The organism is Mesorhizobium sp. M0626, assembly GCF_040320665.1.
Taxonomy (GTDB): domain Bacteria; phylum Pseudomonadota; class Alphaproteobacteria; order Rhizobiales; family Rhizobiaceae; genus Mesorhizobium.
In genome coordinates this window covers 55643-82599 of record NZ_JAMYQD010000024.1, presented here as the reverse complement: position 1 = coordinate 82599, position 26957 = coordinate 55643, and the positions used below count along the sequence as shown (strand labels likewise).

Annotated in this window: 27 protein-coding genes and 1 pseudogene; 16 read left to right on the top strand and 12 right to left on the bottom strand. The window is 63.5% G+C overall.

Annotation, left to right across the window (positions count from 1 at the left end; all coding sequences use genetic code 11):
- The first annotated feature begins 340 nt into the window (after positions 1-340).
- The 5 genes from NKI37_RS27245 to NKI37_RS27225 all read left to right on the top strand — a co-directional run bounded on the left by NKI37_RS27245 (position 341) and on the right by NKI37_RS27225 (position 4567).
- The gene (locus NKI37_RS27245; protein ID WP_023692016.1) at positions 341-1228 is read left to right on the top strand and encodes a sugar phosphate isomerase/epimerase family protein; all 888 of its coding nucleotides are present in this window, start codon (positions 341-343) and stop codon (positions 1226-1228) included.
- Between the two features lie 9 nt (positions 1229-1237).
- Complete coding sequence (locus NKI37_RS27240) at positions 1238-2407, top strand: mandelate racemase/muconate lactonizing enzyme family protein (protein WP_023683009.1); 1170 nt, start codon at positions 1238-1240, stop codon at positions 2405-2407.
- A 2-nt stretch (positions 2408-2409) separates the two neighbouring features.
- Positions 2410-3126, top strand: coding sequence for a FadR/GntR family transcriptional regulator (locus tag NKI37_RS27235; protein WP_023683008.1), 717 nt, complete (start codon positions 2410-2412; stop codon positions 3124-3126).
- Between the two features lie 79 nt (positions 3127-3205).
- The gene (locus NKI37_RS27230; protein ID WP_023686626.1) at positions 3206-4186 is read left to right on the top strand and encodes an NAD(P)-dependent oxidoreductase; all 981 of its coding nucleotides are present in this window, start codon (positions 3206-3208) and stop codon (positions 4184-4186) included.
- A 3-nt stretch (positions 4187-4189) separates the two neighbouring features.
- Positions 4190-4567, top strand: a complete 378-nt coding sequence (locus tag NKI37_RS27225) for a hypothetical protein (protein WP_023692018.1) — start codon at positions 4190-4192, stop codon at positions 4565-4567.
- A 22-nt stretch (positions 4568-4589) separates the two neighbouring features.
- Here NKI37_RS27225 and NKI37_RS27220 read toward each other — a convergent pair whose 3' ends face one another.
- Positions 4590-5885: an amidase gene (locus NKI37_RS27220; RefSeq protein WP_352500401.1), complete on the bottom strand. Its 1296-nt coding sequence runs from the start codon at positions 5883-5885 to the stop codon at positions 4590-4592.
- A gap of 116 nt (positions 5886-6001) precedes the next feature.
- Between NKI37_RS27220 and NKI37_RS27215 the strand changes: the two genes are divergently transcribed.
- The gene (locus NKI37_RS27215) at positions 6002-6349 is read left to right on the top strand and encodes a GFA family protein (RefSeq protein ID WP_352791269.1); all 348 of its coding nucleotides are present in this window, start codon (positions 6002-6004) and stop codon (positions 6347-6349) included.
- A 217-nt stretch (positions 6350-6566) separates the two neighbouring features.
- The gene (locus tag NKI37_RS27210) at positions 6567-6950 is read left to right on the top strand and encodes a DUF4437 domain-containing protein (RefSeq protein WP_352791279.1); all 384 of its coding nucleotides are present in this window, start codon (positions 6567-6569) and stop codon (positions 6948-6950) included.
- A 62-nt stretch (positions 6951-7012) separates the two neighbouring features.
- On the opposite strand, the pseudogene NKI37_RS27205 reads toward NKI37_RS27210, so the two are convergent.
- The 8 genes and pseudogenes from NKI37_RS27205 to NKI37_RS27170 form a co-directional block, all read right to left on the bottom strand.
- A pseudogene (locus NKI37_RS27205) lies at positions 7013-7817 on the bottom strand (ABC transporter ATP-binding protein); the annotation flags it as partial.
- Positions 7818-7897: 80 nt separating this feature from the next.
- Positions 7898-8338 carry a hypothetical protein gene (locus tag NKI37_RS27200; protein ID WP_023728570.1) on the bottom strand — a complete coding sequence of 147 codons (441 nt, stop codon included), beginning with the start codon at positions 8336-8338 and terminating at the stop codon, positions 7898-7900.
- A complete protein-coding gene (locus NKI37_RS27195) occupies positions 8335-9423 on the bottom strand; it encodes an ABC transporter ATP-binding protein (protein ID WP_023733630.1) in 1089 nt (362 codons plus the stop codon). The genes NKI37_RS27200 and NKI37_RS27195 overlap by 4 nt, the downstream gene beginning before the upstream one ends.
- 1 nt (position 9424) lies before the next feature.
- Entirely contained in the window at positions 9425-10363 is a 939-nt protein-coding gene (locus tag NKI37_RS27190) for a carbohydrate ABC transporter permease (protein WP_023728572.1), read from the bottom strand.
- Between the two features lie 3 nt (positions 10364-10366).
- Entirely contained in the window at positions 10367-11428 is a 1062-nt protein-coding gene (locus tag NKI37_RS27185) for a carbohydrate ABC transporter permease (RefSeq protein WP_023835039.1), read from the bottom strand.
- Positions 11429-11508: 80 nt separating this feature from the next.
- Positions 11509-12942 (bottom strand): ABC transporter substrate-binding protein, encoded by a 1434-nt coding sequence (locus NKI37_RS27180; protein WP_023728574.1) that lies wholly within the window; start codon positions 12940-12942, stop codon positions 11509-11511.
- A gap of 46 nt (positions 12943-12988) precedes the next feature.
- A complete protein-coding gene (locus NKI37_RS27175) occupies positions 12989-14101 on the bottom strand; it encodes an ABC transporter ATP-binding protein (protein ID WP_031237758.1) in 1113 nt (370 codons plus the stop codon).
- A 302-nt stretch (positions 14102-14403) separates the two neighbouring features.
- Complete coding sequence (locus NKI37_RS27170; protein WP_023704248.1) at positions 14404-15087, bottom strand: TetR/AcrR family transcriptional regulator; 684 nt, start codon at positions 15085-15087, stop codon at positions 14404-14406.
- A gap of 111 nt (positions 15088-15198) precedes the next feature.
- Here NKI37_RS27170 and NKI37_RS27165 point away from each other — a divergent pair, with 111 nt between their 5' ends.
- From NKI37_RS27165 to NKI37_RS27155, 3 genes are read left to right on the top strand one after another with little or no spacing between them, the layout of a single operon-like run.
- Complete coding sequence (locus NKI37_RS27165) at positions 15199-16395, top strand: Tm-1-like ATP-binding domain-containing protein (RefSeq protein WP_352791267.1); 1197 nt, start codon at positions 15199-15201, stop codon at positions 16393-16395.
- Between the two features lie 10 nt (positions 16396-16405).
- Complete coding sequence (locus NKI37_RS27160; RefSeq protein WP_352791265.1) at positions 16406-17260, top strand: phosphoenolpyruvate hydrolase family protein; 855 nt, start codon at positions 16406-16408, stop codon at positions 17258-17260.
- 4 nt (positions 17261-17264) lie between these two features.
- Positions 17265-17681 carry a cupin domain-containing protein gene (locus tag NKI37_RS27155; protein WP_023753232.1) on the top strand — a complete coding sequence of 139 codons (417 nt, stop codon included), beginning with the start codon at positions 17265-17267 and terminating at the stop codon, positions 17679-17681.
- 169 nt (positions 17682-17850) lie between these two features.
- Here the strand turns inward: NKI37_RS27155 and NKI37_RS27150 are convergent, their stop codons facing one another.
- Entirely contained in the window at positions 17851-19041 is a 1191-nt protein-coding gene (locus NKI37_RS27150) for a M24 family metallopeptidase (RefSeq protein ID WP_023744055.1), read from the bottom strand.
- Positions 19042-19404: 363 nt separating this feature from the next.
- On the opposite strand from NKI37_RS27150, the gene NKI37_RS27145 reads away from it, so the two are divergent.
- The 6 genes from NKI37_RS27145 (at position 19405) to NKI37_RS27120 (ending at position 25352) form a co-directional block, all read left to right on the top strand.
- Positions 19405-21009 carry an ABC transporter substrate-binding protein gene (locus NKI37_RS27145; RefSeq protein WP_352791262.1) on the top strand — a complete coding sequence of 535 codons (1605 nt, stop codon included), beginning with the start codon at positions 19405-19407 and terminating at the stop codon, positions 21007-21009.
- A 249-nt stretch (positions 21010-21258) separates the two neighbouring features.
- Complete coding sequence (locus NKI37_RS27140) at positions 21259-22245, top strand: ABC transporter permease (protein ID WP_352791119.1); 987 nt, start codon at positions 21259-21261, stop codon at positions 22243-22245.
- The gene (locus NKI37_RS27135; RefSeq protein ID WP_352794610.1) at positions 22242-23072 is read left to right on the top strand and encodes an ABC transporter permease; all 831 of its coding nucleotides are present in this window, start codon (positions 22242-22244) and stop codon (positions 23070-23072) included. The genes NKI37_RS27140 and NKI37_RS27135 overlap by 4 nt, the downstream gene beginning before the upstream one ends.
- The gene (locus NKI37_RS27130) at positions 23069-24064 is read left to right on the top strand and encodes an ABC transporter ATP-binding protein (protein ID WP_352791123.1); all 996 of its coding nucleotides are present in this window, start codon (positions 23069-23071) and stop codon (positions 24062-24064) included. The genes NKI37_RS27135 and NKI37_RS27130 overlap by 4 nt, the downstream gene beginning before the upstream one ends.
- Positions 24061-24846 (top strand): ATP-binding cassette domain-containing protein, encoded by a 786-nt coding sequence (locus tag NKI37_RS27125; protein WP_352791124.1) that lies wholly within the window; start codon positions 24061-24063, stop codon positions 24844-24846. Before NKI37_RS27130 ends, NKI37_RS27125 begins: the two co-directional genes overlap by 4 nt.
- Positions 24843-25352: an L-2-amino-thiazoline-4-carboxylic acid hydrolase gene (locus NKI37_RS27120; RefSeq protein ID WP_023704257.1), complete on the top strand. Its 510-nt coding sequence runs from the start codon at positions 24843-24845 to the stop codon at positions 25350-25352. Before NKI37_RS27125 ends, NKI37_RS27120 begins: the two co-directional genes overlap by 4 nt.
- A gap of 11 nt (positions 25353-25363) precedes the next feature.
- On the opposite strand, the gene NKI37_RS27115 is transcribed toward NKI37_RS27120, so the two are convergent.
- Positions 25364-26146, bottom strand: coding sequence for a DeoR/GlpR family DNA-binding transcription regulator (locus NKI37_RS27115; protein WP_352791125.1), 783 nt, complete (start codon positions 26144-26146; stop codon positions 25364-25366).
- 2 nt (positions 26147-26148) lie between these two features.
- Positions 26149-26952 carry an HAD-IIB family hydrolase gene (locus tag NKI37_RS27110; RefSeq protein ID WP_027048953.1) on the bottom strand — a complete coding sequence of 268 codons (804 nt, stop codon included), beginning with the start codon at positions 26950-26952 and terminating at the stop codon, positions 26149-26151.
- Positions 26953-26957: the final 5 nt, after the last annotated feature.

The window sequence follows — 26957 nt, the reverse complement described above, 5'->3', positions numbered from 1 at the left end:
CCAGCCTCTTTGGTCTCTTGTGATGTGCATTCTCGTATGGCATTCTGGTATTACCAAATACCGGAAATGGGTCAAGCCATTTGACTCACGCGCAAAGCTGCCGGGGCATTCCATTTTTGGCGATATATACCAGCATAATCAATACGGTACACAGATGCCGATATCGCATCGCGGCGGTTCTTGCCGCGCGACAAAAATTGCTGTAGACCTCCATTAGGGCCCAATTGGTCGAACCAGTTGCGCAAAAACGCTGGAGCGCCTTGGGGAGGAAACACGCGACGCGCCTTGTGGGGCGCATCGCAGGCGAACTGGCACAGACGAATTCTGGGAAGGATAGACCATGCATCTTTCGACGCACAACTGGATGCGCGCGGAACCGTTGGAGGTGACGCTGAAGCGCATCAAGAAATTCGGCTACGAGTCGATCGAGATTTCCGGCGAGCCCGAGCAATACAAGACCAAGGAGACCCGCGCGCTGCTGAAAGAATACGGCATCCGCTGCTGGGGGTCGGTGACGCTGATGCTGGGCGAACGCAACCTTGCCGCCAGGGACCAGGGCCAGCGCGAACGCTCGGTGCAGTACGTCAAGGACGTGCTGACCATGGTCAGCGAACTTGATGGCGAGATCATAACGCTGGTGCCCGCGACCGTCGGCAAAGTGGTGCCGGACGGCACCGAGGAAGAGGAATGGAAGTGGGTGGTCGACGCCACCCGCGAATGCTTCACCCATGCCAAGAAGGTCGGCGTCAAGATCGCGGTCGAGCCGCTCAACCGCTTCGAGACCTATCTGTTCAACCGCGGCGCGCAGGCGTTGGCCCTGGCCGATGCGGTCAGCCCCGAATGCGGCGTCTGCCTCGACGCCTATCACATCCATATGGAAGAATTTAACGTCCATGACGCGATCCGTCAGGTCGGCAAACGGCTGTTCGACTTCCACGTCGCCGACAACAACCGCTTTGCCGCCGGCCTTGGCCAGATTGATTGGCCACGGATCGTGCAGACGCTGAAGGAAGTCGGCTATGACGGCGCGCTGACGAACGAATTTGTCGCGCCAGTCGACCGCACACCCGCCGCGCCCTATCCCGACATGGTCGAGCGCAATCCGGTCGACATTTCTCCCGAACAGCTGAAGTTCATCCAGGATCACGGCTCCAGCGTGCTGACGGAGAAATTCTACACCGACCAGATGCGCATCACGGCCGAAACGCTGCTGCCGCTAATCAAGTAGCCGATCGGGATGCGCATCAAAACGGTCCAGGCGTGGTGGGTCCGCGTGCCGATTGAGGCCGCGAAGCAGCATCGCAGCGACTTTGGCCAGGTGACGACGTTCGACGCCGCCATCCTGCGCATTGAGACTGACGACGGGCTGATCGGCTGGGGCGAGGGCAAGAACGCCGCCGGCAGCGCCGGCAGCTATGGTGCGCTGGTCTACATGCTGAATCACGAGGTCGGGCCGCAGCTGATCGGCCGCGACCCCGCCGACATCGGCATGATCTGGGAGATGCTCTACAACGGCGTGCGCCATGACAGTGCCGCGCGCGCCGGCCATGCCATGCCGCAGCTGGCGCGGCGCGGCATGAGCATTGCGGCAATCAGCGCCGTCGATATCGCGCTCTGGGATATTCTGGGCAAGTCGTTGGGACAGCCGGTGTGGCGGCTCATCGGCGGCCGCAAGCTCGACCGCATGCCGGCCTACGCCTCCGGCGGCTGGGCTGCCGCCGACGCTATCGGCGAGCAGCTCAAATCCTACATCGCCAAAGGCGGCTTCAAGGCGCTGAAGATGCGCGTCGGCGCCATGGACGGCGCCCCGCACATTTCCGCCGCCCGCGTCCGCGCCGCACGGCAGGCGCTCGGTCCTGACGTCGAGTTGATGGTCGACGCGCACGGCACCTACACGGTGGCCGAGGCCAAGCGCTTCATCAGCCTGGCCAGCGATCTCGACCTCGCCTGGTTCGAGGAGCCTGTTATCGCCGACGACAAGGCTGGTATGGCCGAGGTGCGCGCCTCGGGCTCGATCCCGATCGCCACCGGCGAAAGCGAAGCGACGCGCTACGCCTTCCGCGATCTCGCGGTGCTGAAATCCGCCGACATCTTCCAGCCGGATCCGGCCTTTTGCGGCGGTATCAGCGAGGCGATGAAGATCGGCACCATCGCCAGTGCCTTCAATCTGCGCTTTGCCCCGCATCTGTGGGCCGGCGCGCCATGCTTTTTCGCCGGCCTGCATGTTTGTGCGGCCTCGCCTGCCAGTTTTACCGTCGAATATTCGCTCGGCGCCAACCCCATGATCCACGATCTTATCGAAGAGACTGTCGAAGCAAGGGACGGTATGATAGCGATCCCTGAAAAGCCGGGTCTGGGATTCACCATTTCGGAGCGGTTCCTGGAGGCGCACGCGCAACGCGGTTGACGATGAAAGAAAAGAACCTTCTCGCCGAACTCGCCGCCTATCTGTTCGCCCATTCGGACAAGGAGAGCGGCCGCACGCCCTCGGAGCGCGAGCTGGCGGAGCATTTCGGTGTCAGCCGCGGCCAGATCCGCGAGGCGCTGGCCATTCTGGAGGCCATGCGCATCGTCGAGCGCCGCGCCAAATCCGGCATCTATGTCGACACCAGGCAGGCCAGTGTAGAAGCCTTGGCTCTTTTCGCCCGCGCGGGCCTGCCGCTCGATCCGGTGCAGATCTACGAGACCGTCGAACTGCGCAAGATCCACGAGATCAAGGCCGCCGAACTTGCCTGTTCGCGTGCCACCGAAGAGAATTTCGAACGCCTGCGGGAGATCCTGAAAGCCTCGGAGGAGTGCATCGCCGCCGGCGAAGGCCTCGCCAAGGAAGACCGCGAATTCCACCTCGAAATCGTGCGGGCGACCAAGAACGGCGTCTTCCACAATATCTGCAGCGTCTATTACCTGATGGGCGAGCAGCGGCTGCCGATCTACTTCAACGATCCCGAGCGCTCAGTGCGCTCGCATGCCGAGCATATCCAGATCTACGAGGCGCTGCTGCGTCGCGACGGCAATCTCGCCCAGGCGCTGATGAGCGCCCACCTGCAAGGCGCGGAAAGCTACTGGAAGGGGATCATCGAGGGCCGCGAGGCGCAAGCGCAAAGCCTAGCATTTGAGAAAGCCTAGAGCAATTCCAGGAAAAGTGTGAAACGGTTTTCCCGGGAAAGCGCGCAGCGCTTTCCCTTGCGACAAACACGAGAGCCCCATGCCCAGAATCCTGTCGACGCACACGCTGCATCCGCGTGCCTCCGCAATGCTGGCGGGCGCCGGTGAACTCGTCGTCGCCTCAGCGCTCGATGCGGCAACGCTGACCGCCGAGGCGAAGCATGCCGACGTCATCATCGTTCGCGCACCGCTGCCGCCGTCGCTGTTCGAAAACGCCACGAAACTCAGAGCCGCGGTCCGCCACGGCGCCGGGCTCGACATGGTGCCCATGGAGGCCGCGGCCGCGGCCGGCGTGCTGGTCGCCAACGTGCCGGCGGTCAATGCGCGTTCGGTCGCTGAATATGTGATGTTCGCGGCCCTTGCCCTGCTTCGGCGCTTCCGTTCGGTCGACCGCGACTTGCGCGCCAAGGGCTGGAATGCCGGCCGCGACCACGCCAGCCATGCCAGCGAGCTTGCCGGCAAGACCATCGGCATCATCGGCTTCGGCGCCATCGGTCAGGCGGTCGCCCATATCGCCGCGCACGGCTTCGGCCTCGACGTCGTGGCGACGACCCGCAGCATGCAGCCGGCACCCGACAGGATCGGCTTCCTGTCGATCGATGCGCTGATCGAACAGAGCGACATCATCGTGCTCTGCTGCCCGCTGACGCCGGAAACGCGCGGCCTGATCAGCCGCGAACGCATTGCCCGCATGAAGCCGGACGCGCTTTTGATCAACATTTCGCGCGGACCGGTGATCGACGACGAGGCGCTGATCGAGGCCTTGCGCCAAGACCGGATCGGCGGCGCCGCACTCGACGTCTTTGCCACGCAGCCGCTGCCGGCAAACCATCCCTATTTCGGTTTCGACAATGTTATCGTCACCCCGCATATGGCGGGGATTACCGAGCAATCGATGATGCGCATGGGCGTGGGCGCGGCCGGCGAGACCTTGCTGGTGCTGGCCAACCGGCTGCCTGTCAATCTGCGCAATCCCGACGTGGTCGAGCATTACCGCAGACGGTTCCCGGCGGACGCGTGAACCATGTCCGGTTTTCGCTTCGCATCTCTGGTTCTGGCAGTGTCGTCGATCGTGGCCTTACCTTCGCTCGCGGCGGCACAAAGCAGCGATTATGTCTATTGCAGCAATGGGATCGTCTGCATGATGGCGCCCTGCCCGTCAGGCAATGCGCTGGATCTGACCACCGGCAATGTCGTTAAAGGCGTGGAGCTCAACACTACGGAATTGCCGCCGCTGGACAGATCGGCACCTGACCTCTCCGACAAGCTTTATGCTGGAAAACTCGTCGTCCGAGGATCGATCCAGCATCGCGGCCAGCCGAACGATCCGCCGATGCTGGTCGTTACCAAAATCGAACGCTCCTCCAAGAAAAGCGAGCGCAAGCGCTGCGCGGCACGTTGACTGCCGACCTACGGCTCGCTGCCTATCGGAGCAGCCGCTCGACTTCAGCCGCGATGCGCAGCAGATGGTGGTCGTGGCCATTGCGCGCCACCAGCATCAGTCCGGCCGGCAGCGTCATGCCGGGCATCGGCAGCGAGATCGCGCAGAGGTCGAACTGGTTGGCGACCTGGGTATTGCGCAGCAGCAGACCTTCGGTGCGTTCACGCAGAGCCGTATCCTCGGCCATCGAAACGATAGTCGGCGCTGTCACCGGCGTGGTCGGCAGAGCTAGCACATCGACCGAACCCAACCGCTCGTCCATGGCTATGCACAGTGCCGCGCGACGACGCATTGCCCTGATATAAACCGGCGTCGGTATGGCCGCCGCCCGCGACAGCGGCCCGCTGACATGGGGATCGACCGGCACCGATGCGCCCGTCGCCAGCCAGTCGGCATGGATTTCAGAACCTTCCATGGCCGCGATCGAGCCGCGTTTGGTGGCCAGGCGCAGATCGGCAATGAGGTCGTCGATCGAAATGTCCGTGAGCCACGCGCCTGCCTGCTCGATCCCGGCAAGGCTGCGATCGAACGCGGCGGCAATCTCCGTTTCCGTGTCTTCGAAAAGCAGGCCGCGCGGAATGCCGACACGAAGCCCGGCAAGCGCTAACGGCAGGTGCAGTTGCGGCATCTGCTCGCCCGTCATCGCGGCGTCAGCCAGGGCACACGCAGCAACACTCAGCGCCAGCGGCCCGATCGAATCCAGCGTCGCGGAAAGGGGATAGGCACCAGTCAGCGGCACGCGCCGCGCCGTCGGCTTGAAACCGACGACGCCGTTCAGCGATGCCGGGATGCGCACCGAACCGCCGGTGTCGGAGCCGATGGAAATGTCGCTTGTCCCCTCGCCAACGGACACGGCGGCGCCCGACGACGAACCGCCTGGAATGCGGCTGGTGTCGGCGGCATTGCCCGGTGTGCCGTAGTGCATGTTGTCGCCGATAGCGGTGAAGGCGAATTCGGTCATGTTGGTCTTGCCGATGATGACGGCGCCGGCCTGGCGCAGACGGCTGACGACCGCAGCGTCGTGCCGACGGGGCGCGGTGTCCCTCAGCATCAGCGACCCGGCCGTGGTCGGCTCGCCGGCGACATCGAACAGATCCTTGATCGACACGATGGTGCCGTCGAGCGGCCCGAGCGATACGCCGGCCTTCTTGCGCGCATCGGTGGCCTCGGCCGCTGCGCGCGCCGCCTCGGCATAGAGTTTGGTGAACACCTTCTCGCCTGCCGCGCAACTGGCAAGACGTGACAGGATGATCTCGAGACGATCGCGGATTGATTGCATGTCGATGTCGGATTCCGTCAAGGTGGAGCGTCTTTAAGGCATATGGGCCGCTAGGTCAGCGGAAGGAATAGCCCGGACAGCGTGCCTTTGCACCTGCCAGCGATAGGAAGGGACTGATGCTGTACAAAGGCAGCTGCCACTGCGGCAAGGTTGCGTTCGAATTCAAGGCGCAGCTGACAGGCGCCGTGCGGTGCAATTGTTCGATCTGCTCGCGCAAGGGCGCGCTGTTGGCCGCCATCCCGCATGACAGCCTGACGGTGCTGGCGTGGGGCGACGATCTCGGCACCTACACATTCGGCAATCATGCAATGGCGCATCGCTTCTGCCGCACCTGCGGCATCCATCCCTTTGCCGAGGATGTCAGTCAGGGCAGCGAACGCAGCGCCTACATCAACCTCAACTGCGTCGGCGATTTCGATCCCACCGGCCTGCCGGTCTTCGACTTCGACGGCCGCGCGGTCTGACCCTACGGTGGCCTCTCACCACAAAAGCAACGCCCCGAAAACCCTGATAGTTCTCGGGCCCGCTGCTTTAGCCAAGGATGGCTATCGGCTATTCGACGCGCTTAGGGCCGCGCGCGAACACAACGATCGCCGCCAGCAAGGTCGCAGCGCCACAATAGGCGAAGGCGCTGGCCACACCGGCATTGTCGACCACCAGGCCGCCGAAGACGGCGCGTTTCTGGCGCTCGCCGTTTCTTGTGTCTTTCCCGCTCGCGCCTTTGCCCTCGAGGACAGCTATCTCCCGGCCGACAAGATCCCCTATGTCGCCGAAGTGCCAGACCAGCCGCATCGCCTTGGCCCGTTGTGGGGTGACCGGGCCAAAGGCCCGGCGGGCACCTTGCTGAAAGTTCCCGGCAACTGGCGCGCGCCGGTTCATGCGCACACCGCCGACTATCGCGCAGTGGTCATCAAGGGACTGTGGGCGCATTGGCAAATGGACGGCGGCGAAGCCTACTGGATCCAGAAGGCCAACGAGATGCACGACGACGCCTGCCTCTCAGAGACGGAGTGCGTGATCCTGCTGATCAACGATACGCCTTACGAGACCTACTTCCAGAAATAGCTGGACGATCGCCTGCAGATTTTCGCGGGCGGATTGGCGCCGGCGGGAGTCTGCAGGAGAGCCTATCCGGCGTGCCGCAAGCTCACGCCGCTGCCTTGTCGAACAGCACCACCTTGTCCGCGTTCCAGGCAAAGCGCACCGATTGCTCGATCGCCACATCGGTCCGCGCCGGCACGGTAGCGCGCAGCGTGGCGTCGCCGACCCGCAGAGTCAGGATCTTTTCCACGCCATGGTTCTCGACATCGTAGACGCGCGCCTCGACCGGCGCGCCGCTCTCGAGATAGACGTCCTCGGGACGGATGCCGAAGACGAGCGGGCGCCCTTCCGTTGCCGCACCAGTCTTCGCCCCTCCAAAACCCTTGGCTCCTGCTGAAAGCGGCAGCTCGAAATTCGTCGGCGCCATCACCGCGCGGTTGTTGATCAACCGGCCGTCGATGAGGTTCATCGGCGGCGAGCCGACAAAGCTCGCCACATAGGTGTCGCGCGGATTGTTGTAGATCTCGTGCAGCGTGCCGGTCTGGACGATGCGGCCATGGTTCAGCACGCCCACCTTGTCGCCCATCGACATCGCCTCGATCTGGTCGTGGGTGACGAACAGGAAGTTGGCGCCGAGCTGTATGTGCAGGTTCTTCAGTTCCGTGCGCAGCGCCTCTCGCAGTTTGGCGTCGAGCGCCGACAGCGGCTCGTCCATCAGGAATACGCGCGGCTTGCGCACGATGGCGCGGCCGAAACGCGCTGCATCTCGCCGCCGGACAGACGATCGGTCTTACGGTCGAGCAGATGCTCGATCCGCAGTGTCTTGGCGGCGCGGTCGACCCGGTCTTTGATCTCGGCGTCGGGTCCTCCGGTCAAGCCGGAGGATGACGGCGTGAGAGTTGAGAGGGCGACGCACACCGACCGTCGCGGACGGGCGCGAGCGCGACCTGCCGGATAGCGTCAGCTGCTGATCATCGCGCTGTCTTGTTGAGAGCGGTGACGATCAGCGCGAGAATCACCGCCGCGGCGGCGATTTCCCACACGAAAGCCTGCTTGTAGAAAGGCGGCGTGGCGAGCTGCGCCTTGCCGGCGAGAGTGTTGGGGTCCGGTGGATTGAGGAAGAAGACGCCGTAGAGATGCGCCGCCGTGATCGATACCAGCAGCGCAATGCAGAAGACCAGCGCCACGACCAGCGCTACGGTCACCACACTGCGCACCTTGACGCCCGGCTGGGCCAACGGCAGCAGGTTGTTGATGAGCCCGGCAAGCACCACGAGACCGCTGCCGACCGCGTACAGGCCGATGGAAAAGGGTTGAAAGATCAGCACCAGCGCCAAGACGCCGAGGCCAATGATGAAGAGCTCGAGGCGGAACGCGCCGGCGCGGCTCATGCCGGAAGAACTGTCGCTCATGACCGCACCGCCTTTCCGGCGCCATCGAAGACATGGGTTTGCCTGGGATCGGGGCGTAGATTCAGCGCCTCGCCGACCTTGACCCACTGGCTTCTCGTCACCACGACGCGGATGTCGGCGCCTGCCGCCGTGCGGGCATGAATAAGGGTTTCGGCGCCCATGGGCTCGATGAGCTCGGCTCTGGCGGAGATGGTGCCACGGTCCCCTGTATCGGTCACGGTGAAAGCACGGGGGCGGACACCGATCGTCACCTTGCCGGGCTGCAGGCGCGCGACCGCCGCGTCCGTGCGGATCGCCAGACTAATGCCGGCCACGGTCATGTCCGCCGTGCCATCGGCGAAGGCCTTGAGGTCGGCCTCGAGAAGATTCATCTGCGGCGTGCCGATGAAGCTCGCCACGAAAGCATTGGCGGGCTTGGCAAATACCTCGTGCGGTGAGCCGACTTGCTCGATCAGGCCGTCCTTCATGATGGCGATGCGGTTGGCCATGGTGAGCGCTTCGAGCTGGTCATGGGTCACGATCACGGTCGCTTTGGAGAGGCCCTGCAGCACTTCCTTGATCTGGCCACGCATGGTTTGGCGCAGTTCGACATCGAGACGCGACAAGGGCTCGTCGAAGAGGAAGCAATTGGGGTCGCGGACGATGGCGCGGGCCATGGCGGCGCGCTGCTTTTCGCCCTCGGATATCTGGTTCGGCAGCCGGTCGAGAACGTGCTCCAAGTGAAGGATCGCGGCGACGCGGTTGACGCGGGCAGTCCGCTCAGCCCCGGAAATGCCGTCATGATAGAGCGGGAAGGCGATGTTCTCGGCGATCGATGCCGACGGGTAGAGCGCGTAGAACTGGAACACCATGGCGATGTCGCGCTTTTCGGGCGGCAGTTTGTTCATCACCTTGCCGGCGACGACGACCTCGCCGTCAGTGACGCTTTCCAGCCCGGCGATGACGCGTAAGGTCGTCGTCTTGCCACAGCCGGACGGGCCGAGAAGGCAGACGACCTCACCGGCGGCCACCGACAGGTCAACGTCCTTGACCGCGGTGAAGGAGCCGAAGCGCTTGGTGACTTTGCGGAGTTCGATGGTTGACATCTCAGCGCTTCACCGTGCCGAAGGTAACACCGCGCAACAGATGGTTTTGCAAGAAGAAGGTGACCAGGAAGACTGGGACGAGGAACAGGGTTTCGATGGCGGCAAGCAAAGTCCAGTCGGTGCCGCGTCCACCCGACGACACGGCCTGGTTCATGGCGACCGGGACCGTCCTCGTGTCGGGCCCCGAGAGCAAGAGGGCGAAGAGGAACTCGTTCCAGGTGAGGATCAGGCCGAACACGAACGTGGCGGCGAGCCCGGCAATGACCTGGGGCAGGCAAATCTTGAAGAACACCCGCATTCCGGACGATCCGTCGAGGCGGGCGGCATCCTCGACGTCTGGCGACAATTCATCGAAGAAGCTCTTCATCATCCAGATGGTGAAGGCCAGGTTGAAGGCGGTGTAGAGCATGATGATGCCGAGATACGAGCCCGACAGGCCCACTACGCGGAACATCAGGATCACCGGAATGATCACCACAATCGCCGGCAGCATGCGCGTGGTCAGGATGATGAACAGGTAGGTGTCATTGCCTTTCAGCGGATAGCGCGAGAAGCCGAAGGCCGCCAGGGTGCCGATGACCAGCGCCAGCAGCACCGAAGCCGAGGCGATGAAGATCGAGTTGAAGAAATAACGGTCGAATCCTGTCGCTTCCGGGGCACCGCCCGACGTCATCGAGCGAGAAAAGACGGACCCAAAATTTTCGAGCGTGGGCTTGAACACAAAATGATCCGGAATCAAGCCGAACAGCGACGTGGGCGACAGCGTCGGAGGCACCAGAAGCGCGTCGCCCTGCGGTTTGAAGGCGGTGAATATGATGAACAGCACCGGCAGAAAATAGATAAAGGCGACGACGGCCACGGCGAGCGTCCGCCCCCAGCCGGCCTCGTCTACTCCGCTGGCCCTGCGGAAGCCGAGCTTTCCCAATATCGATTCGGTCACGGGTTAGGCTCCCTGCGTACGGCGGTTTGCGAGGTACAGGTAGAGGTTGGTGAGAACGATCACCATGAACAGCATCAGGTAGGAGATCGACGCGCCCTCACTCGTCTTGTTCTGCTCGTTGGCGATGCGGATCAAGTGATAGGAGATCGTCAGCGTGTCGTTGCCGCCCTTGGTGAGGAGGATGACGAGATCCGCCAGCTTGAATGCCTCGATGGTGCGGAAGAGAAGGGCCAACATCAGAAGGCCGCGGATGTAGGGGAAGGTGATCATCCAGAATTGCCGCCAGCTGGAAATACGGTCGATGGCAGCGGCCTCGTAAAGGTATTTCGGCACCGAGACGAGGCCCGCAAGCACAAGGAGCATGACAAAGGGCGACCACATCCATGCGTCGGCGAAAACGATTCCCGCCACGGCACCGACTTTGTTGCTCATCAGGATGAACTGGTTGCCGGAGATGGAATTGATGACGTAGCTGAGAATCCCGAATGTCGGGTCATAGTAGTAGGTGAAGAACACGCCAGAGGCGACAACCGAAAGCATCATCGGTGTCAGCACCAGGATCAACAAATACTTGCGCAGCGGAAATTGCTTGGCGAACAGGATGGCCAGCAGAAAGCCGACGATCATCTGCGCGGAGACGGTGAACACGACGAACATGGCGGTGTTGATCAGCGCGCCCCAAGTCGCGTGAGCAGCGAGATCGTTGGTAAGGATCCGGATGTAGTTCCCGAGTCCGACGAAGCGGATCGTCTGCTGGTTTGCCTGGTAGGCGAAGAACGAAAGGCCCAGCGACCACAGCAGGGGGAAGATATTCATCACAAACAGAACGGCGATTGCCGGAGCGACCAGCAAGGCGCCGAAGTAGTGGCGGCGATACGCGTTGACGGTAAATGCGGCCGCGACCAACGCCACCGCGGCGCCCACCACCCAGAAGGAGACAGCCGCAGGCAAGCCCGCCATTGATATGGCCGACACGACGACAGCGACAGCGATGGCGAGTTTCCAGTTGTGGGCAACAACCGCGGTAAGGCGTGGTGTCAGCAGCGTGCTTGAAACAGCGGTCATGGGAGTCCGAAATATGGAGCGCCTGAAGTGGCAATGACGGGGAGCGGCTTTTGCCCGCTCCCCGCAGCTATGTCGGAAGGTTACTGGATAAGACCATCGTTCTTCAGGAGGTCCTCCTGGAACTTGGCGATGTTATCCAAGGTGGTCTTGGCGTCCTGCTTGCCAGTGATGGCTAGGTCGTACTGGTCCTGCTGCTGGGTGAGCAGTTCGAAGAACTGCGGCACGTGCCACATGTCCTTCTGCCAGTCGAGCGAGTTCGCCCAGGCGCGGTCCCACGGACGATAGGTCACATACTTCGGATCGCTGTAGACCGACTTGATCGCGGACTGGCCGCCGCCGGCGGCGAACTGGTGCTGGATATCAGGCGAGAGCCACCACTTCACGAAGCCAACCGCTTCCTTGATTTGCTCAGGCGTCGTCCAGGTGGTGAGAACGAAAGGCTGTCCGCCGATCTGTGACGTACGATTCACCTTGCCGTCGGCACCGCGCAGGCCTGGCGCCAATCCGAACACCAGCTTGTCGGCAACCTTCGACGTCTTGGGATCGAGCGAGGCTTCGGCGAGACCGATCCAGTCGATGTTCATGGCCACCTTGCCTTCACGGAACAACTGGTCCGAGACGAAGATGTCCATGGTGCCGGTCTTGACCACCGGCGGCATGAACTTCAGCAATTTGAGGAAATGCTCCATGCCCTCGATGGACTTCGGGGAGTTTACGACGCCTTCGGCATGTCCGGTCGGGGCCTTGGTTTCATCCCAGATGCCGCCGCCATGCTCCCAGACGAACGTGTGGACCGAGCTCGTCGAGAAGTCGTAGCCTTTGCCTGCCTGATAGGCGATGCCATAGAAATCGTCATCCAGCACCTGGCCGGCGAGCTTGTCGCCCTTCTTGCGCTGGAAGAATTCGCCAACATGCTCGAACGTGTTCCAGTCCATGGCGTCGATTTCTTCGCCGGTGCAGGGCAGCTTCTCATTGTACTTCGCCTTGTAGGCGGCCTGCTCGTCGTTGTTGCAGAGCACGTCCTTGCGGCCGTAGGTGACCAGCACGTCCGGGAACTGCGGGAAGCCGTAGTAGTTCGGCGTGCTGTTGGGATAGGTCGAGTAGGCGTTGAGCACGGCGGGATGCATCGACTCCATCGTCGCCTTGAGTTCCGGGTCGGCATCGATGAGATCGTTGATCTTGCGGAAGTAGCCGCCTTCGACGAAGGCGCCCAGCCACTGCGAGTCCGACACGATGAAGTTGTACTTCTTTTCGCCCGAGGTCAACGAGGCGTTGACGCGGGTGTAGAAATCCGGCCACGGAATGAAGTCCACATCGAGCTTCACAGTATTGCCAGACTTCGGCTTGTACTGCTCGTCGAAGAACTTCTTCATAATGCGGGTCGGGGGCCAATCCGGCACCGCCATCGTCAACGTCACTTCTTCGGCAGAGGCATAGGTCACGCCTCCCACCAGTAGTGTGGCAGCGAAGCTTGCGGCTGTCGCTAGCCCTTTCAGTTTGGTCATCGCCGTCATTCGCGTTTCCTCCCTTGGTTAACCGGATTGCTTCTCGCCGTTCGAGTCAGGTCATTGCCTGGCCGCTCGCGGCGCGGAAGACGTGGATTTTCCTGTTATCGATGGCGATCGATGCCGAATCGCCGGTCCTGATGCTGGCGGCGATCGCTTCCGGCAGCACCATGCGCAACATCTCGCCGCCGGCCTCGACCGAGACGATCGTTATGTCGCCGAGCGGTTCGACCAGATGCACCTTCGAGGCAACCCCGGCTTCGCCCTTGGCGGCGAGCCGAATGTCGCTCGGGCGAATGCCGATCAGCGCGGCCTCGTTGGCATCGGCAGTCTTTGGCGCCGTCGCCGGAACCAGAGTCCCGAGCGGCGTGTCGAAAGATCTGGTGTCGGCGCGCACCGAGGCCGTGAACAGATTCATGTGCGGCGAGCCGATCTTGCTGGCGACATAGGTATTGATCGGCTGCTCGTAAAGCTCGTCTGGCGTGCCGATCTGGACGATGCCCCCATCGCGCATGACGGCGATCGTCTCGCCCATCGAGAGAGCCTCGAGCTCGTCGGGCGTGGCATAGATCACGGTCATGCCGAACTGGCGGTGCAGCCGCTTCAGCTCGGCGCGCGTCTCGTGCCGAAGCTTGGCGTCGAGATTGGTGAGCGGCTCATCGAGCAGAAGAATCTTTGGCCGGCGGATCAGGGAGCGGCCGAGCGCGACGCGCTGCTGCTCTCCGCCGGACAGGGTTGCCGGCTTGGCCTTCAGGCGGTGTGTCAGCTTCAGGATCTCGGCGGTCTCTTTCACCCGCTTGTCAATCTCGGCGCGCGCGGCTTTCTCCTCGCGCAGCGGGTAGGCGAGATTGTCATAGACCGTGAGGTGGGGGTAAAGCGCGAAAGACTGGAAGACCATCGAGATGCCTCGGCCGGCGATCGGCGCATGGGCCATGTCGCGGCCGCCGATCTCAAGCGTGCCGGAGTCGGCCTGGACGAGGCCGGCGATAGTGCGCAGCGTCGTCGTCTTGCCAACGGAGCTCGGCCCGAAGAGTACGAAGAAGCGGCCTTCGTCGACGGCGAAGCTCAGGTCGTTGATGGCGCGCACGGATCCATAGGCCTTGCTGAGCCCATCGAGGCGCAGCGCAATCCCCTTGCCGTCACTGGCGCGAGGCGACGTCTGCGTCACGATGCGCCACCTCGTGCGGACGGAACACGCGCCATCCGTATGATTCTCCTCGTCCTGCCGAAATGGACTGCGGCTGTCATTCTCGATCCGCCTTTTCTTTCCTGATCTGGTATTACCAATTTTGGATAGCCGTCAAGCTCTTTCTTGGATCACCACCGGACCTTGTATAACCGGATTTTTCATGTATCCGACTGTTTTCCCTGAATTTTCCTACTCGTTGATATAGGAGAGCCTTGTTTCGGCACTGCCATCCCGGTTAACATCAATAGTGGGCATCCAAATCTGGTCGAACCAGATTGGCGCTATTTCGCCAATGCCGCCGTCGGGGCCGCATCGATTTCAGCCGTTGATTCCGCCACCGCGGCGCGCACAAGGGCGCCCGCCGCCCATTGCGCGACCGACCGCATGCCGCGGCTATCGAGCCCCCATATATCCTTCAGCACGATCAGCACTTCGACGCCGAACATCATCGACAGCGCCTGCGCCAGGCGCTTGAACTCGCGCGGCGGCAGCCGGCCCTTGAGCGGTGCGATGGCATCCTTCAGCAGCTGGACGCGATGTCCGCGCGTGAATTGCGGCTCGCCGCCCAGCGTGCCCGCCTGCCGCTGCGCCCATTGGTCGAGCGACAGTTTCAGCGCTGCCTTGAAAGTTGCCTCGAAAGCTTCGATGCGCGGCATGGCCGTATCGAACAATTCGGCAACGCGCCGCCCGGCATCGGTGGACGTCGATTGCCAGGTCAGGATCGGCCCAAGCCCCTCGTCAACCACCGCCTGCACCAGGGCTGCCTGGCTGGGGAAATAGCGATAGGCGGTGGCGCGCGACACTTGCGCCGCCTCCGCGACTTCGCTGACCGACGGGGTGACGCCCGCCTGCATCAGCCGCGTCGCCGTCTTCAGCATCAGCCGTTTTGTGCGGGCCCGTGGGCCGCGTTCTGCAGCCTCGTTGGCGTCGTCGTTCCCAGCGGCTTGTTGACGTGAGACTTCCATGTCAATACGATACGCGCGTCTCGAAAAATTGCAATGACCTTTGCCCACCGAAAGGCCGGCAAAGGGCGACAGGCGGCCCGGCGCCGGTCGGCCGGTGACGGGAGAAACGCGATGAAGCGCATCTACGTGGTGGGCACAGCCGACACCAAGGGCGAGGAACTTGCCTTCCTGGCCGATGCTATTGCCGCCACCGGCAGTTCGGTTGCCCGCGTCGACATCGGAACGCGCGGTGCCACGGTGCCGGTCGATATCCCGGCCAGCGAGGTCGCGGCGCATCATCCGGGTGGAGCCAGTGGCGTGCTCGGCATCGATGATCGCGGCACGGCAGTGGCCGGCATGAGCGCCGCCTTCACAAATTTCATTCAGTCGCGCGACGACATATCAGGCGTGATCGGCATTGGCGGCGGCGGCGGCACGTCGATCATCACTGCCGGCATGCGCGCGCTGCCGCTTGGGCTGCCCAAGATCATGGTCTCGACGCTCGCCTCCGGCGACACCGCGCCCTATGTCGACGTCTCCGACATCATCATGATGCCATCGGTCACCGATATGGCGGGACTGAACCGGCTGTCACGCGTCGTGCTGCACAATGCGGCGCAGGCAATCGCCGGCATGGCCGCCAGGCCGGCGCCGACTGCCACCGGCAAGCCGGCACTCGGGTTCACCATGTTCGGCGTCACCACGCCTTGCGTGACCGCCATCGCGGATCAGTTGCGCGCCAACTATGACTGCATGGTTTTCCACGCCACCGGCACCGGCGGCCGCTCGATGGAGAAGCTCGCGGACTCGGGCCTGCTCGCCGGCGTCATCGACATCACCACGACGGAAGTCTGCGACCTGCTGTTCGGCGGCGTGCTGCCGGCGACGGAGGACCGCTTCGGCGCCATCGCCCGCACCAAGCTGCCCTATGTAGGCTCGGTCGGCGCGCTGGACATGGTCAATTTCTGGGCGCCGCCGACCATTCCCGAGAAGTTTAGGGGCCGGCTGTTCTACGAGCACAATCCCAACGTCACACTGATGCGCACCACGGTGGACGAATGCCGCGGTATAGGCGAGTGGATCGGCACCAGGCTCGCTCGCTGCGAGGGCCCTGTGCATTTCCTGATCCCCGAAAAAGGTGTCTCGGCACTCGATATCGAGGGCGGCGCCTTCTTCGACCCCGAAGCCGACGCCGTGCTGTTCGGTGCCATCGAGCGCACCATCAGGCCGAGCGCCACACGCCGGGTCACACGCCTGCCGTTGCACATCAACGATCCGGAATTTGCCAAAGCCGCAACCGCGGCCTTCCTCGACATCGCCAGACAGTGAGAGCCAACAAATGCCCGCAATACCGCGCAAGGACATATTGAAGAAGTTCAAGGCGATGATCGCCGACGGCGTGCCCATCGTCGGGGGCGGCGCCGGCACCGGCCTGTCGGCCAAGGCCGAGGAAGCCGGCGGCATCGACCTCATCATCATCTACAATTCCGGCCGCTACCGCATGGCCGGGCGCGGCTCGGCTGCCGGCCTGCTCGCCTATGGCAACGCCAATGAGATCGTCAAGGAAATGGCCTATGAGGTGCTGCCGGTGGTCAAAAAGACGCCGGTGCTGGCCGGTGTCAACGGCACCGATCCCTTCGTCATCATGCCGCTGCTGCTTGCCGAGCTGAAGACGATGGGCTTTTCCGGCGTGCAGAATTTCCCGACCATCGGCCTGTTCGATGGCAGCATGCGCCAGAGTTTTGAGGAAACCGGCATGGGCTTCGGGCTGGAGGTCGACATGATCGCCGAGGCGCACAAGCTCGATCTTCTGACCACGCCCTATATCTTCAACCCCGACGAGGCGCGCGCCATGACAAAAGCCGGCGCCGACATCGTCGTTGCCCATATGGGGGTGACGACCGGCGGCTCGATCGGAGCCACGTCGGCCAAGTCGCTCGACGACTGCGTGGTCGAGATCGACGCCATCGCCAACGCGGCGCGCTCGGTGCGCAAGGATGTCATCCTGCTTTGCCATGGCGGGCCGATCTCGATGCCGGATGATGCCCGCTACATCCTCGACCGCTGCAAGGGCCTGCACGGCTTTTATGGCGCGAGTTCGATGGAACGGCTGCCGGCTGAAGCCGCGATCGCCAGGCAGACGGCGGATTTCAAGGCCGTCACGCCGCACGACCAGAAGAAAAAGAAGGGATGAGATCATGACCGACAAGAGCAAGGTGTTCGTATACCCGAAGGACGTGAGCGCCTTCGGCTTTGACTGGGGCAAGCTGTCGCTGACGGTCGCGCCTGAAGTGAATGGCGCTGAGCGCTTTTCCGGCGGCGTCGTCGACCTGCCCTCAGGCAAGGGCCACACCCGCCACAACCACCCCGGCGCGGAAGAAATCATCTTCGTCATCTCAGGCAATGGCGAACAAATGGTCGAAGACGAGAACGGCAATCCGGTCGTCGCCAAGGTCGGCCCCGGCTGCACCATCTATGTGCCGGAAAGCCGTTTCCATTCGACGCTGAATACCGGCGATGGGCCGATGCAGCTCTTCGTCGTCTATTCGCCGGCCGGACCGGAACTGGTGCTGCGGGAGCTGCCGGATTTCAGGCTGATCCCGGCGGGGAAGTAATCGCGAAAGGCCCCCTTCATCCGGCCGCTTCGCGGCCACCTTCTCCCCGAGGGGAGAAGAGGCAGGAGCCAGCGCCGGCGCAAACTCCTCTCCCCTCGGGGAGAGGTCGGATAGCCCGAATTGCCCTTCGCAATTCGGATGACAATCCGGGTGAGGGAGTAGCGCCGAGCTAGGCTATCCCACCTCTATTCCAGCCCCGCGCCCGATCCCCAAACATCACATATCCCGCATCCGTCACCGCCAACGTGTCCTCCAACTTGATGAACCCCCGCGTCGGGTGAAGCATGGTCGTCTCCACCGACAGCACCATGTTTGTCTCCAGCGGCTTGGCGGCATAGGTGCCTTCATAGGTCACCGGATGGTTGGTCATCAGGAACGGAGCCTCATGCGTGATCAGGCCCATGCCGTGGGCGAAGAAATCCGTGTAGGGCGCGACTTTGGAGGCCTTCAGCACACCCTCGGCATGCGAAATCATGTCGCCGCCGATGGTGCCCGCCCTCACCTTCGAGAACGCCGCCTGCTGCACCGTCTCGACCTCGGCCAATAGATCCTCAAGCTCGGCATCCGGTTCGCCCAGAATGCCCATGCGGCAGAGATCGCCAATATAGCCGTGATAATTGCCGCCGGAATCGATCGACAGCACTTCGCCCTTTTTCCACGCCTGCGGTGACGCCGCGCGGTTGTAGCTGGCGCCCAACGTCAGCAGGCAATATTCGAAATGCGCGCCGCGATTGGTTTCCTCACGCCGCAGCTGCTCGATGATCTCCGCCTTGGTCGTGCCTTCATGCGCCCACCGGATGGTCGCCAACATGGAATCGGTGATCAGCTCGGAGGCGATACGCAGCTTTTCCAGCTCGGCGTCCGTCTTGATGGCGCGCATGCTCTCCAGCATGCCGGTCGCGTCGATCAGCCTGGCATCCGGCAACGCCTTGCGGATCAGCGCATAGGCGTCCGACGGCAGGAAGGCCGGCTCGATGCCGAGGCGGGCGCCGGCCTTGCCGATCTTGCTGATGTGCTCGACCGCAAGATTGGCAGCATCGAGCGTGCCCCAGCAGGCGGCATGCAGCGTCGGCGTCCAGAACGGGCTGTTCTGGTGCTCGGCGCCTTCCATGCGGTTGCCGATATAGGCGGCATGACCGGGCCCGCCCTTTTCATAGAGGACGATAGGCAGGTAACGGCTATGGCCGATCGCATCCATGGCGGCAAAGAAGATGAACTTGTAGCCGCCAAGCAGATACTGCGTGTTGTGCTTGGAGGTCGCGAGCAGAACATCGATGCCGGCCTCTTCCATCAGCCGGTCGACCCTCACCTGATCGAACGGGATATTGCTGACGGCGCTCTTGCCCGGGGCGATGTTCATCTTTCTCTCCCTGATATCAGTGGGATCGCCGGCCGTACTGCGTCCAATCCCTTGGCTTCGATCAAATCTGCACCATTTCGTTAACTCTGGTCCAGCCAGAAACAGGTTAGATTGCTTCGGCAGGCTGTCACCACTCGTCATTGCTGCACACTAAGGCAATCTGGTCCTACCAGAATACCAGAATGAAAGGGCCACCTCTAAAACTGGTCCAGAGGACGAAAATTTCAAAGCCAAGCAAGGATGCGCCAATTCCGTCTCTGGCGAAACCCTTGGCAAGGGCCATAATCGCCGCGAGGATGCTGGCGGGTGCGGCCAGCTTCGAGGGGTGCGCCCATCTGGTCGCGGAGAGGACGGAGGTTGATCATGTCGGATATTTCCAGACGCACGCTGCTTGGCGGCTCAGTTTTGCTGCTGGCCTCCACCGCCATGCCCACATTCAGCTGGGCGCAGACGCCGAAGAAGGGCGGCCGCCTCGTGCTCGCCGCCGATTCCGAACCGCGCAACCTCAATCCGGCCATCGTCGCCTCCAACGGCGTCTTCTTCATTTCCAGCAAGATCGTCGAAACGCTGGCCGAAGCCTCGTTCGAAGGCAAGGACGGACTGGAACCCCGCCTTGCGCTCTCCTGGGAAGGTGCTGCCGATGGGCTGTCGGTGACCTTCAAACTGCGCGACGGCGTCAAATGGCATGACGGCGAGCCGTTCACCTCGGCCGACGTCGCCTTCTCCGCGCTGCAGATCTGGAAGCCGCTGCAGAATCTCGGCCGCACCGTGTTCAAGGATCTGGCCAGCGTCGACACCCCTGACGATCTGACCGCCGTCTTCAAATTCGCCAAGCCAACGCCGTTCCAGCTGATCCGCAACGCGCTGCCGGCGCTGTCAAGCGTGGTGCCGAAGCACATCTACGAGGTCGGCAAGATCGAGGACAACCCGGCCAACAATGCACCCATCGGCACCGGGCCGTTCAAGTTCGGCGAATACAAGGCCGGCCAGTATTACAAGCTGACCAGGAATGCGGATTACTGGGCCAAGGACGAGCCGTATCTCGACGAGATCATCTACCAGGTGCTACCCGACCGCACGTCGGCTGCAGCGGCGCTCGAGGCCGAAGAGATCCAGCTCGCCGCCTTCTCCGCCGTGCCCTTGGCCGACCTCGACCGCATCTCCAAGGTGCCGGGCCTGAAGGTGATCTCCAAGGGCTATGAGGGGCTGACCTATCAGCTCGTCGTCGAGATCAACCATCGCCGCAAGGAACTGGCCGACGTGAAGGTCCGCCAGGCGATCGCGCATGCCATCGACAAGGACTTCGTCGTCAAGACGGTGTTCCTCGGCTATGCCGCCACCGCCACCGGCCCGGTGCCGAAGAACGATCCGCAATTCTACACTGCCGACGTGCCGATCTATCCATTCGACGTCGCCAAGGCCAACGCCTTGCTCGACGACGCGGGGTACAAGCGCGCCGATGACGGCAAGCGTTTTGCGCTGAAACTCCTGCCGGCACCCTATTTCAACGAGACGAAGCAGTTCGGCGACTATCTGCGCCAGGCGCTGGCGGCAATCGGCATCGACGCCGTGATCGTCAACAACGACTCGGCCGCGCACATCAAGGCCGTCTACACCGACCACACCTTCGACCTCGCCGTCGGCCCGCCGGTGTTCCGCGGCGACCCGGCGATCTCGACCACCATCCTGGTGCAGAGCGGCATTCCCGACGGCGTGCCGTTCTCCAACCAGGGCGGCTACAAGAACGCCGCGCTCGACGCGCTGATCGCCAAGGCTTCGGAGACGCTGGATACGTCAGCGCGCACCGACCTCTACAAGGAATTCCAGAAACAGGTCGCGGCGGACCTGCCGCTGATCAACGTCGCCGAATGGAGCTTCATCAGCGTCGCGCGCGATACCGTGGGCAACATCGCCAACAACCCGCGATGGGCGGCGTCGAACTGGGCGGACACCTATCTGGCTGGCTAGCGATCAGCCCGGCATGCTTGCGCATCGGTTGGACGAATGCTCATCATCAGGGATGAGAGTTCCTTCACGCCTCTGTTCTGTCCTGCCGGATAGCGCCAACCTTCACCCTCCCCCTTGTGGGGAGGGTCGGCGAGCGGTTGCTGCGCAGCGGCAGCCGCTCGACGGGGTGGGGGTAGCGCCCTACGAGAACCCCCACCCCGCTCCGCTTCGCGGATCGACCCTCCCCACAAGGGGGAGGGTAAGGCAGCCATGACCCGTGCCCTCACCCTCATTCGCCGTCGCCTCGTCGGCAGCATCTTCGTGCTGCTGATCGTCATCATCGGCACATTCCTCCTCCTGGAAGCCGCCCCCGGTGACGCGGTCGACGCCTACATCGTCTCGACCGGCGGCGACGCCGGCATGATCGAATTGCTGCGTCATCGCTGGGGCCTCGACCAGTCCGAGCTGACACGGCTCGCGAACTATCTCTGGGCGCTGCTGCATTTCGACCTCGGCCAGTCCGTTACCTTCTCGCGGCCAATTCGCGATGTCATCCTGGAACGCCTGCCGACGACACTGCTCTTGATGGTGACCGCCACCGCGCTCTCCTTCGGTTTGGGCTCGGCGCTCGGCATCCACGCCGGCGCCAGACCCGGCAGCTTTCGCGACTGCTTCCTGTCGATCGGCTCGCTGGCGCTTTATGCCGTGCCGGGTTTCTGGCTTGGCCTGGTGCTGATCGTCGTCTTTGCCGTCGACCTGCGCTGGCTGCCGATCGGCGGCATCGAGAGCCTGGCCTCGGACAAGACCGGTTTTGACCGCGCCACCGACGTCGCCGTCCACCTCGTCCTGCCGGTTTCCGCGCTCGGCTTCATCTATCTCGCGCTCTATCTGCGCATGATGCGCGCCGGCATGGCCGAGGCGTGGCGGCAGGATTTTGTGCTCGCCGCCCGCGCCAGGGGGCTGTCACGCCGCCGCATCGTGCTCGCCCATGTCGCCCGCAACGCGCTCTTGCCGCTGGTCACCATGCTCGGCCTGCAATCGGCGCAGATGCTGGGCGGCAGCGTCGTCATCGAAAGCGTCTTTGCCGTGCCCGGGCTCGGCCGGCTGGCGCAGGAAGCGGTCGCTTCGCGCGACACGCCGCTGCTGCTCGGCATCATCCTCACCAGCGCCGTCCTCGTCATTGCCGTCAACCTTGCCGTCGACATCGCCTACGCCTTCCTCGACCCGCGCGTCGGCGCCGGCGAGGCCAGCGCGTGAGCGCGCTGCCGCGGTTCCTGCGCCGGCCGGAAGCGGTCGCCGGCGCGATCATCCTGGCGCTTCTGTTCGCCATGGCGCTGTTTGCGTCGCTGCTCTTCCCCGGCGACCCGCAGGCCATTGCCGGACCAGCACTGCTGCCGCCCTTCCAGGACTGGTCGCTGCCGCTCGGCACCGACCGGCTCGGCCGTGACGTGCTGGCCGAACTGTTCCACGGCGCCCGCACCTCGCTGGCGGTCGGCCTGGCGGCGGCAGCGGCGGCACTCTTCATCGGCGCGGTCGTCGGCACGCTGGCCGGCTTTGCCGGCGGCCTTGTGGACGAGGGGCTGATGCGCATCACCGATGCCTTCCAGACCGTGCCGAGTTTTCTCCTGGCGCTGGCCTTCGTCAGCGTCGTCGGGCCGTCGCTCGGCGTCGTCGTCACGGCAATAGCGCTTGGCACCTGGACCGGACCGGCGCGTGTAGCGCGCGCCGAAGTGCTGTCGATCCGCGAGCGCGATTACGTCGCCGGCGCTCGCGTCATCGGCATGCATCCGCTTGAGATCGCTTTTCGCGAGGTGTTGCCCAACGCGTTGCCGCCGGTGCTGGCCTTGTCCTCGGTGATCGTGGCCGCCGCGATCCTCACCGAGGCAGCGCTGTCCTTCCTCGGTCTCGGCGACCCCAATCGCGTCACTTGGGGCGGCATGATCGCCGAGGGCCGCACTGTGCTGCGCACCGCGCCCTTTCTGTCGATCGTTCCGGGCATCGCCTTGGTGCTGACCGTGCTTGGCGTCTATCTCACCGGCGAAGGCGTGGTCGAAACGACGGCGGTGCGGAGGAGCCTGTCGTGACCGCACTGGCTGAGATACGCGATCTGTCAGTGCGCTATCGGCGAGATGGCAGCGAGGTGACGGCGCTGAAGGGGGTCAGCCTGGATGTTATTGCCGGCGAGCGGCTGGCGATCATTGGCGAAAGCGGTTCGGGCAAGAGCACGCTGGCGCTGGCGGTGGCTGGACTGCTGCCGGGGTCAGCCAAGGTTAAGGGAAGGATCGATTGGTTCCTGAGATCTACAGGAGAGGCAGGCGTCAAGGCACCCCCCTCTGTCCTGCCGGACATCTCCCCCGCAAGGGGGGAGATCAGCAGCTTTGCCGACGGCTTCCCTTCTGCAACGTTCGTGGTTGGCGAAGGCGGAGATGAGAGAGCAATCTCCCCCCTTGCGGGGGAGATGTCCGGCAGGACAGAGGGGGGCGCCGTAGAGCGCAAACTATCCGTCGCAAGCCCCCTTCCCGGCCGCGACATTGGTTTCGTCTTCCAGGACCCCTCCGCCAGCCTCGACCCCGTCATGACCGTCGGCAAACAGATCGCCGAAGTCGCCTGCACCCACCTCGGCCTCGACTGGCCACAAGCTTACGCCAAAGCCAAAACCCTGCTCCAACGTGTCCGGCTGCCCGACCCACAAACCGCCATGCGTGCTTTCCCGCACCAGCTCTCCGGCGGCCAGAAGCAGCGCGTGGCGATCGCCGCGGCGATTGCCGCCGGACCGAAATTGCTGATCGCCGATGAGGCGACCAGCGCGCTGGACACCATTGTGCAAGCCGAAATCGTCAGCCTCATTCGGCAACTGGTGGCGGAGGACGGCATGACGCTGCTGTTCATCAGCCACGACATCGCGCTGGCCGCCGAACTCGCAGAGCGTATCGCTGTATTCCGGAACGCCGAACTGATCGAACTCGGCCCGACGGAGCAAATCATAAACGCCCCGCGCCATGCCTATACGCGAACGCTGCTCGACGCCCATCTCGGCCTCGACGCCGATCCGCTGCTACGACGGGCGCCGGCATGAACTTGCTCACCGTCTCCGGTCTTACCAAGCGATACCGTCGTGGCGGCAAGGCCATCGCGGCCGTCGACGGTGTCTCCTTCGCCATCGAACCCGGCGAGACGCTGGCGCTGGCCGGGCCCTCCGGCAGCGGCAAGTCGACGATCGCGCGGCTGGTGCTTAGGTTGATCGAGCCCGACGCCGGCACCGTCCAGTTCGAAGGCGATGACTTTCTGCTCTTGAAGGGTGCGGCCCTGCGCACCAAGCGCGCGCGCCTGCAAATGGTGTTCCAGGATCCGCTCGCCGCGTTCAACCCGCGCGCCACGGTGGCTCGCGTGCTTGACGATCCCTTGCGCATCCATGCCATCGCTTCCCGCGCCGAGAGGCCGGCCCGCATTGCTGCCTTGCTGGATCGCGTCGGGCTGGCAGCCGATCTCGCCCCGCGCGCCATTCACGAAATCTCCGGCGGCCAGCGCCAGCGCGTCGCCATCGCCCGAGCCATCGCGACCAAACCGTCGCTGATCGTGCTCGACGAGGCGGTGTCGGCGCTCGACGTTTCGGTCCGTGGACAGATCCTTGAGTTGCTGCTCGACCTGCAAGCCAGGGAACGGATCGCCTATCTCTTCATTTCGCATGATCTCGGCGTCGTACGGGCCATCGCCCACCGCGTCGTTCTTCTCAACGCCGGGCGGATCGCCGAGAGCGGCGACGCCCGCAACGTTATCGACGCGCCGCAGTCGGCAATCGGCAAGGCGCTGGTTGCGGCGGCGCCAAGATTGGACAGAAGCAGCAGGCAAGTACCATGACCGAACCAGAAGCCAGAGCCGAAAAACTCTCGCGCGAACTCGATTCCGCCTTCCGCAACCGCGCCGATCTCTACCGTCTGTTTCTCGACGAGCTGACCGGCGAACTCGGCGCGGAAAAGGCCGAGGCGATCATGATCCGCACCATCGAGCAGCGCGGCAAGGAGGTGGCGGCGGCCGCCTTCGCCCGTTTCGGACCTAACGACGCGCCGGCCATCGGCGAGGCATTTTTGGCCGTCAGCCCGGATGGCGGCCTGATGTATCCGACCGATGTCGAGCGCGGGCCGGACCACATCGCCTTCAAGGTGAAGCGTTGTCCGCTGAAGGACGCCTGGGTCGAGGCCGGTGTCGGTGATGAAAAACTCGCCACGCTCTGCCGCATCGCCGGCGCTTTCGACCGTGGTCTGTTCGAGGCAACGGGCGTGCGCTTCGACAATGTCACCTGGACGCCGGGCCACGGCCCCGGCTGCTGCCACATCGCGCTGACCAACCGGGATGCCGCCGGATAGGCAGTTGCTGATCAGTCGGCGGCAAACACATGCAGCTCCGTGCCCGCCTGTTCGGCAGCAGTGCGCAGGTCGGCCTTCGGTTCGGTGTCGGTGACGATATCGGCAATGTCATCGAGCCCGCAGATGCGTTCGAGACTGCTGCGGCCAAACTTGTCGTGGGTCACCACCAGCACCGTCGACAATGAACGCGATATCATCGCGCGTTTAACGGCTGCGGCGCCCGAGATCATGTCGCTCGGACCATCGGCGCTTATCCCCGATGCCCCGATAATGGCGACGTCGGCATTGTAGCGGCGCAGGAACTCGACGGTGTCTTCGCCCAACACGCTGCCTTCCCGGCTATCATAGGTCCCGGGGCAGAGCAGCACCCGAAAGGTCGGATTGGCGCCGGCCACAGAGGCCACTCCGGTGGAATTGGTGATGATGGTCAGGTCGCGCTTCAGCTGCGAAAGGTTGCGCGCCACCTCATAGGTGGTCGAACCGCCATCGATCATCACGATCTGGCCCTTCTCGACAAGGCTTGCCGCGCCGCGGCCGATGCGGGCGCGCTCCTCGATCAGGGTCAGGCCACGCTCCGAAATCACCGGTTCTGATGTCACCAGCGAGATCGTCGCACCGCCATAGGTGCGGTTGATCAGCCCGGCATCGCCGAGTTCGATGAGATCGCGGCGGATGGTCTCGCCGGCGACGCCGATGCGCCGTGCGAGCTTGGAGATGCGTATCGACGCCGACCGGCGCACTTCCGAAAGGATAAGCGCGTGCCGCTCCTTCTTCGTCAGTCGGCCTTGGTCCATGACTATTCCATTCCCTTTGCAGCAATCAGCGCGTCGCCAAACTCGGCAAATCCCTTCGCGCCGCGCCCGCTTGTGACGAAGGCGGGAGACGCCGGAAGCTCGCCGGCGAAGTCCAGCACATTAGCGACGCCGACGCTGTTGGGGAAGAAGCCGAACATTGGCGCATCGTTTGGACTATCGCCGACGAAGACAATGCTGTCCTTGTCGTGGTCGATATCTATACCGAAACAGTCCTGCAAGAATAGCCGGCTTGTCGACAGTTTGTCGTATTTGCCGAACCAGCCATTGACGTGGATGGACGAGATTTTCGCCGTCGCGCCATAGCGCTGGAAGATGCCGACGATCTTCAGAACCTCGGTTTTGGGCAGCGGCGCCACGTCCTCGCAAAAATCGATCGCCAGATCGGCCTCGCGATAGGCCTGGTCGGCCGCGACCGCCGCACCCGGAACTTCGCGCAGAACGGTTTGCTCGATCTCCTTGAGGCGCGCGGCATCGGCCTGCCGTTCGGCAGCGCTCTTGGCGTAGTGGCGAACAATCCGCTTTTTGGCGTCGTCGTAGCGGAAATAGAAGGCGCCGTTCTCGCCGATCACGCCGTCCACCGGCCATTGCCGGGCGATCAGGTCGCACCAGCCGGCAGGGCGGCCGGTAACCGGCGCGACAATGAAGCCGGCCTGCTTCAGCCGCTCGAGCGCCGCATAGGCTTTTGCCGGCAACCGACCCTTGTCGGTCAAGGTGTCGTCTATGTCGGTCAGCACGACAGCGATGTTGCGCCGGTCCGGCGCGGTGAAGTCGGTGAGCGGACGCAGCACCC

Excerpts from the sequence above, each read along its gene's own strand:
- NKI37_RS27245 (WP_023692016.1), top strand. The coding sequence starts at position 341 with ATGCATCTTTCGACGCACAACTGGATGCGCGCGGAACCGTTGGAGGTG.
- NKI37_RS27240 (WP_023683009.1), top strand. The coding sequence starts at position 1,238 with ATGCGCATCAAAACGGTCCAGGCGTGGTGGGTCCGCGTGCCGATTGAG.
- NKI37_RS27235 (WP_023683008.1), top strand. The coding sequence starts at position 2,410 with ATGAAAGAAAAGAACCTTCTCGCCGAACTCGCCGCCTATCTGTTCGCC.
- NKI37_RS27230 (WP_023686626.1), top strand. The coding sequence starts at position 3,206 with ATGCCCAGAATCCTGTCGACGCACACGCTGCATCCGCGTGCCTCCGCA.
- NKI37_RS27225 (WP_023692018.1), top strand. The coding sequence starts at position 4,190 with ATGTCCGGTTTTCGCTTCGCATCTCTGGTTCTGGCAGTGTCGTCGATC.
- NKI37_RS27220 (WP_352500401.1), bottom strand. The coding sequence starts at position 5,885 with ATGCAATCAATCCGCGATCGTCTCGAGATCATCCTGTCACGTCTTGCC.
- NKI37_RS27215 (WP_352791269.1), top strand. The coding sequence starts at position 6,002 with ATGCTGTACAAAGGCAGCTGCCACTGCGGCAAGGTTGCGTTCGAATTC.
- NKI37_RS27200 (WP_023728570.1), bottom strand. The coding sequence starts at position 8,338 with ATGAGCGACAGTTCTTCCGGCATGAGCCGCGCCGGCGCGTTCCGCCTC.
- NKI37_RS27195 (WP_023733630.1), bottom strand. The coding sequence starts at position 9,423 with ATGTCAACCATCGAACTCCGCAAAGTCACCAAGCGCTTCGGCTCCTTC.
- NKI37_RS27185 (WP_023835039.1), bottom strand. The coding sequence starts at position 11,428 with ATGACCGCTGTTTCAAGCACGCTGCTGACACCACGCCTTACCGCGGTT.
- NKI37_RS27180 (WP_023728574.1), bottom strand. The coding sequence starts at position 12,942 with ATGACGGCGATGACCAAACTGAAAGGGCTAGCGACAGCCGCAAGCTTC.
- NKI37_RS27170 (WP_023704248.1), bottom strand. The coding sequence starts at position 15,087 with ATGGAAGTCTCACGTCAACAAGCCGCTGGGAACGACGACGCCAACGAG.
- NKI37_RS27165 (WP_352791267.1), top strand. The coding sequence starts at position 15,199 with ATGAAGCGCATCTACGTGGTGGGCACAGCCGACACCAAGGGCGAGGAA.
- NKI37_RS27160 (WP_352791265.1), top strand. The coding sequence starts at position 16,406 with ATGCCCGCAATACCGCGCAAGGACATATTGAAGAAGTTCAAGGCGATG.
- NKI37_RS27155 (WP_023753232.1), top strand. The coding sequence starts at position 17,265 with ATGACCGACAAGAGCAAGGTGTTCGTATACCCGAAGGACGTGAGCGCC.
- NKI37_RS27150 (WP_023744055.1), bottom strand. The coding sequence starts at position 19,041 with ATGAACATCGCCCCGGGCAAGAGCGCCGTCAGCAATATCCCGTTCGAT.
- NKI37_RS27145 (WP_352791262.1), top strand. The coding sequence starts at position 19,405 with ATGTCGGATATTTCCAGACGCACGCTGCTTGGCGGCTCAGTTTTGCTG.
- NKI37_RS27140 (WP_352791119.1), top strand. The coding sequence starts at position 21,259 with ATGACCCGTGCCCTCACCCTCATTCGCCGTCGCCTCGTCGGCAGCATC.
- NKI37_RS27125 (WP_352791124.1), top strand. The coding sequence starts at position 24,061 with ATGAACTTGCTCACCGTCTCCGGTCTTACCAAGCGATACCGTCGTGGC.
- NKI37_RS27120 (WP_023704257.1), top strand. The coding sequence starts at position 24,843 with ATGACCGAACCAGAAGCCAGAGCCGAAAAACTCTCGCGCGAACTCGAT.
- NKI37_RS27115 (WP_352791125.1), bottom strand. The coding sequence starts at position 26,146 with ATGGACCAAGGCCGACTGACGAAGAAGGAGCGGCACGCGCTTATCCTT.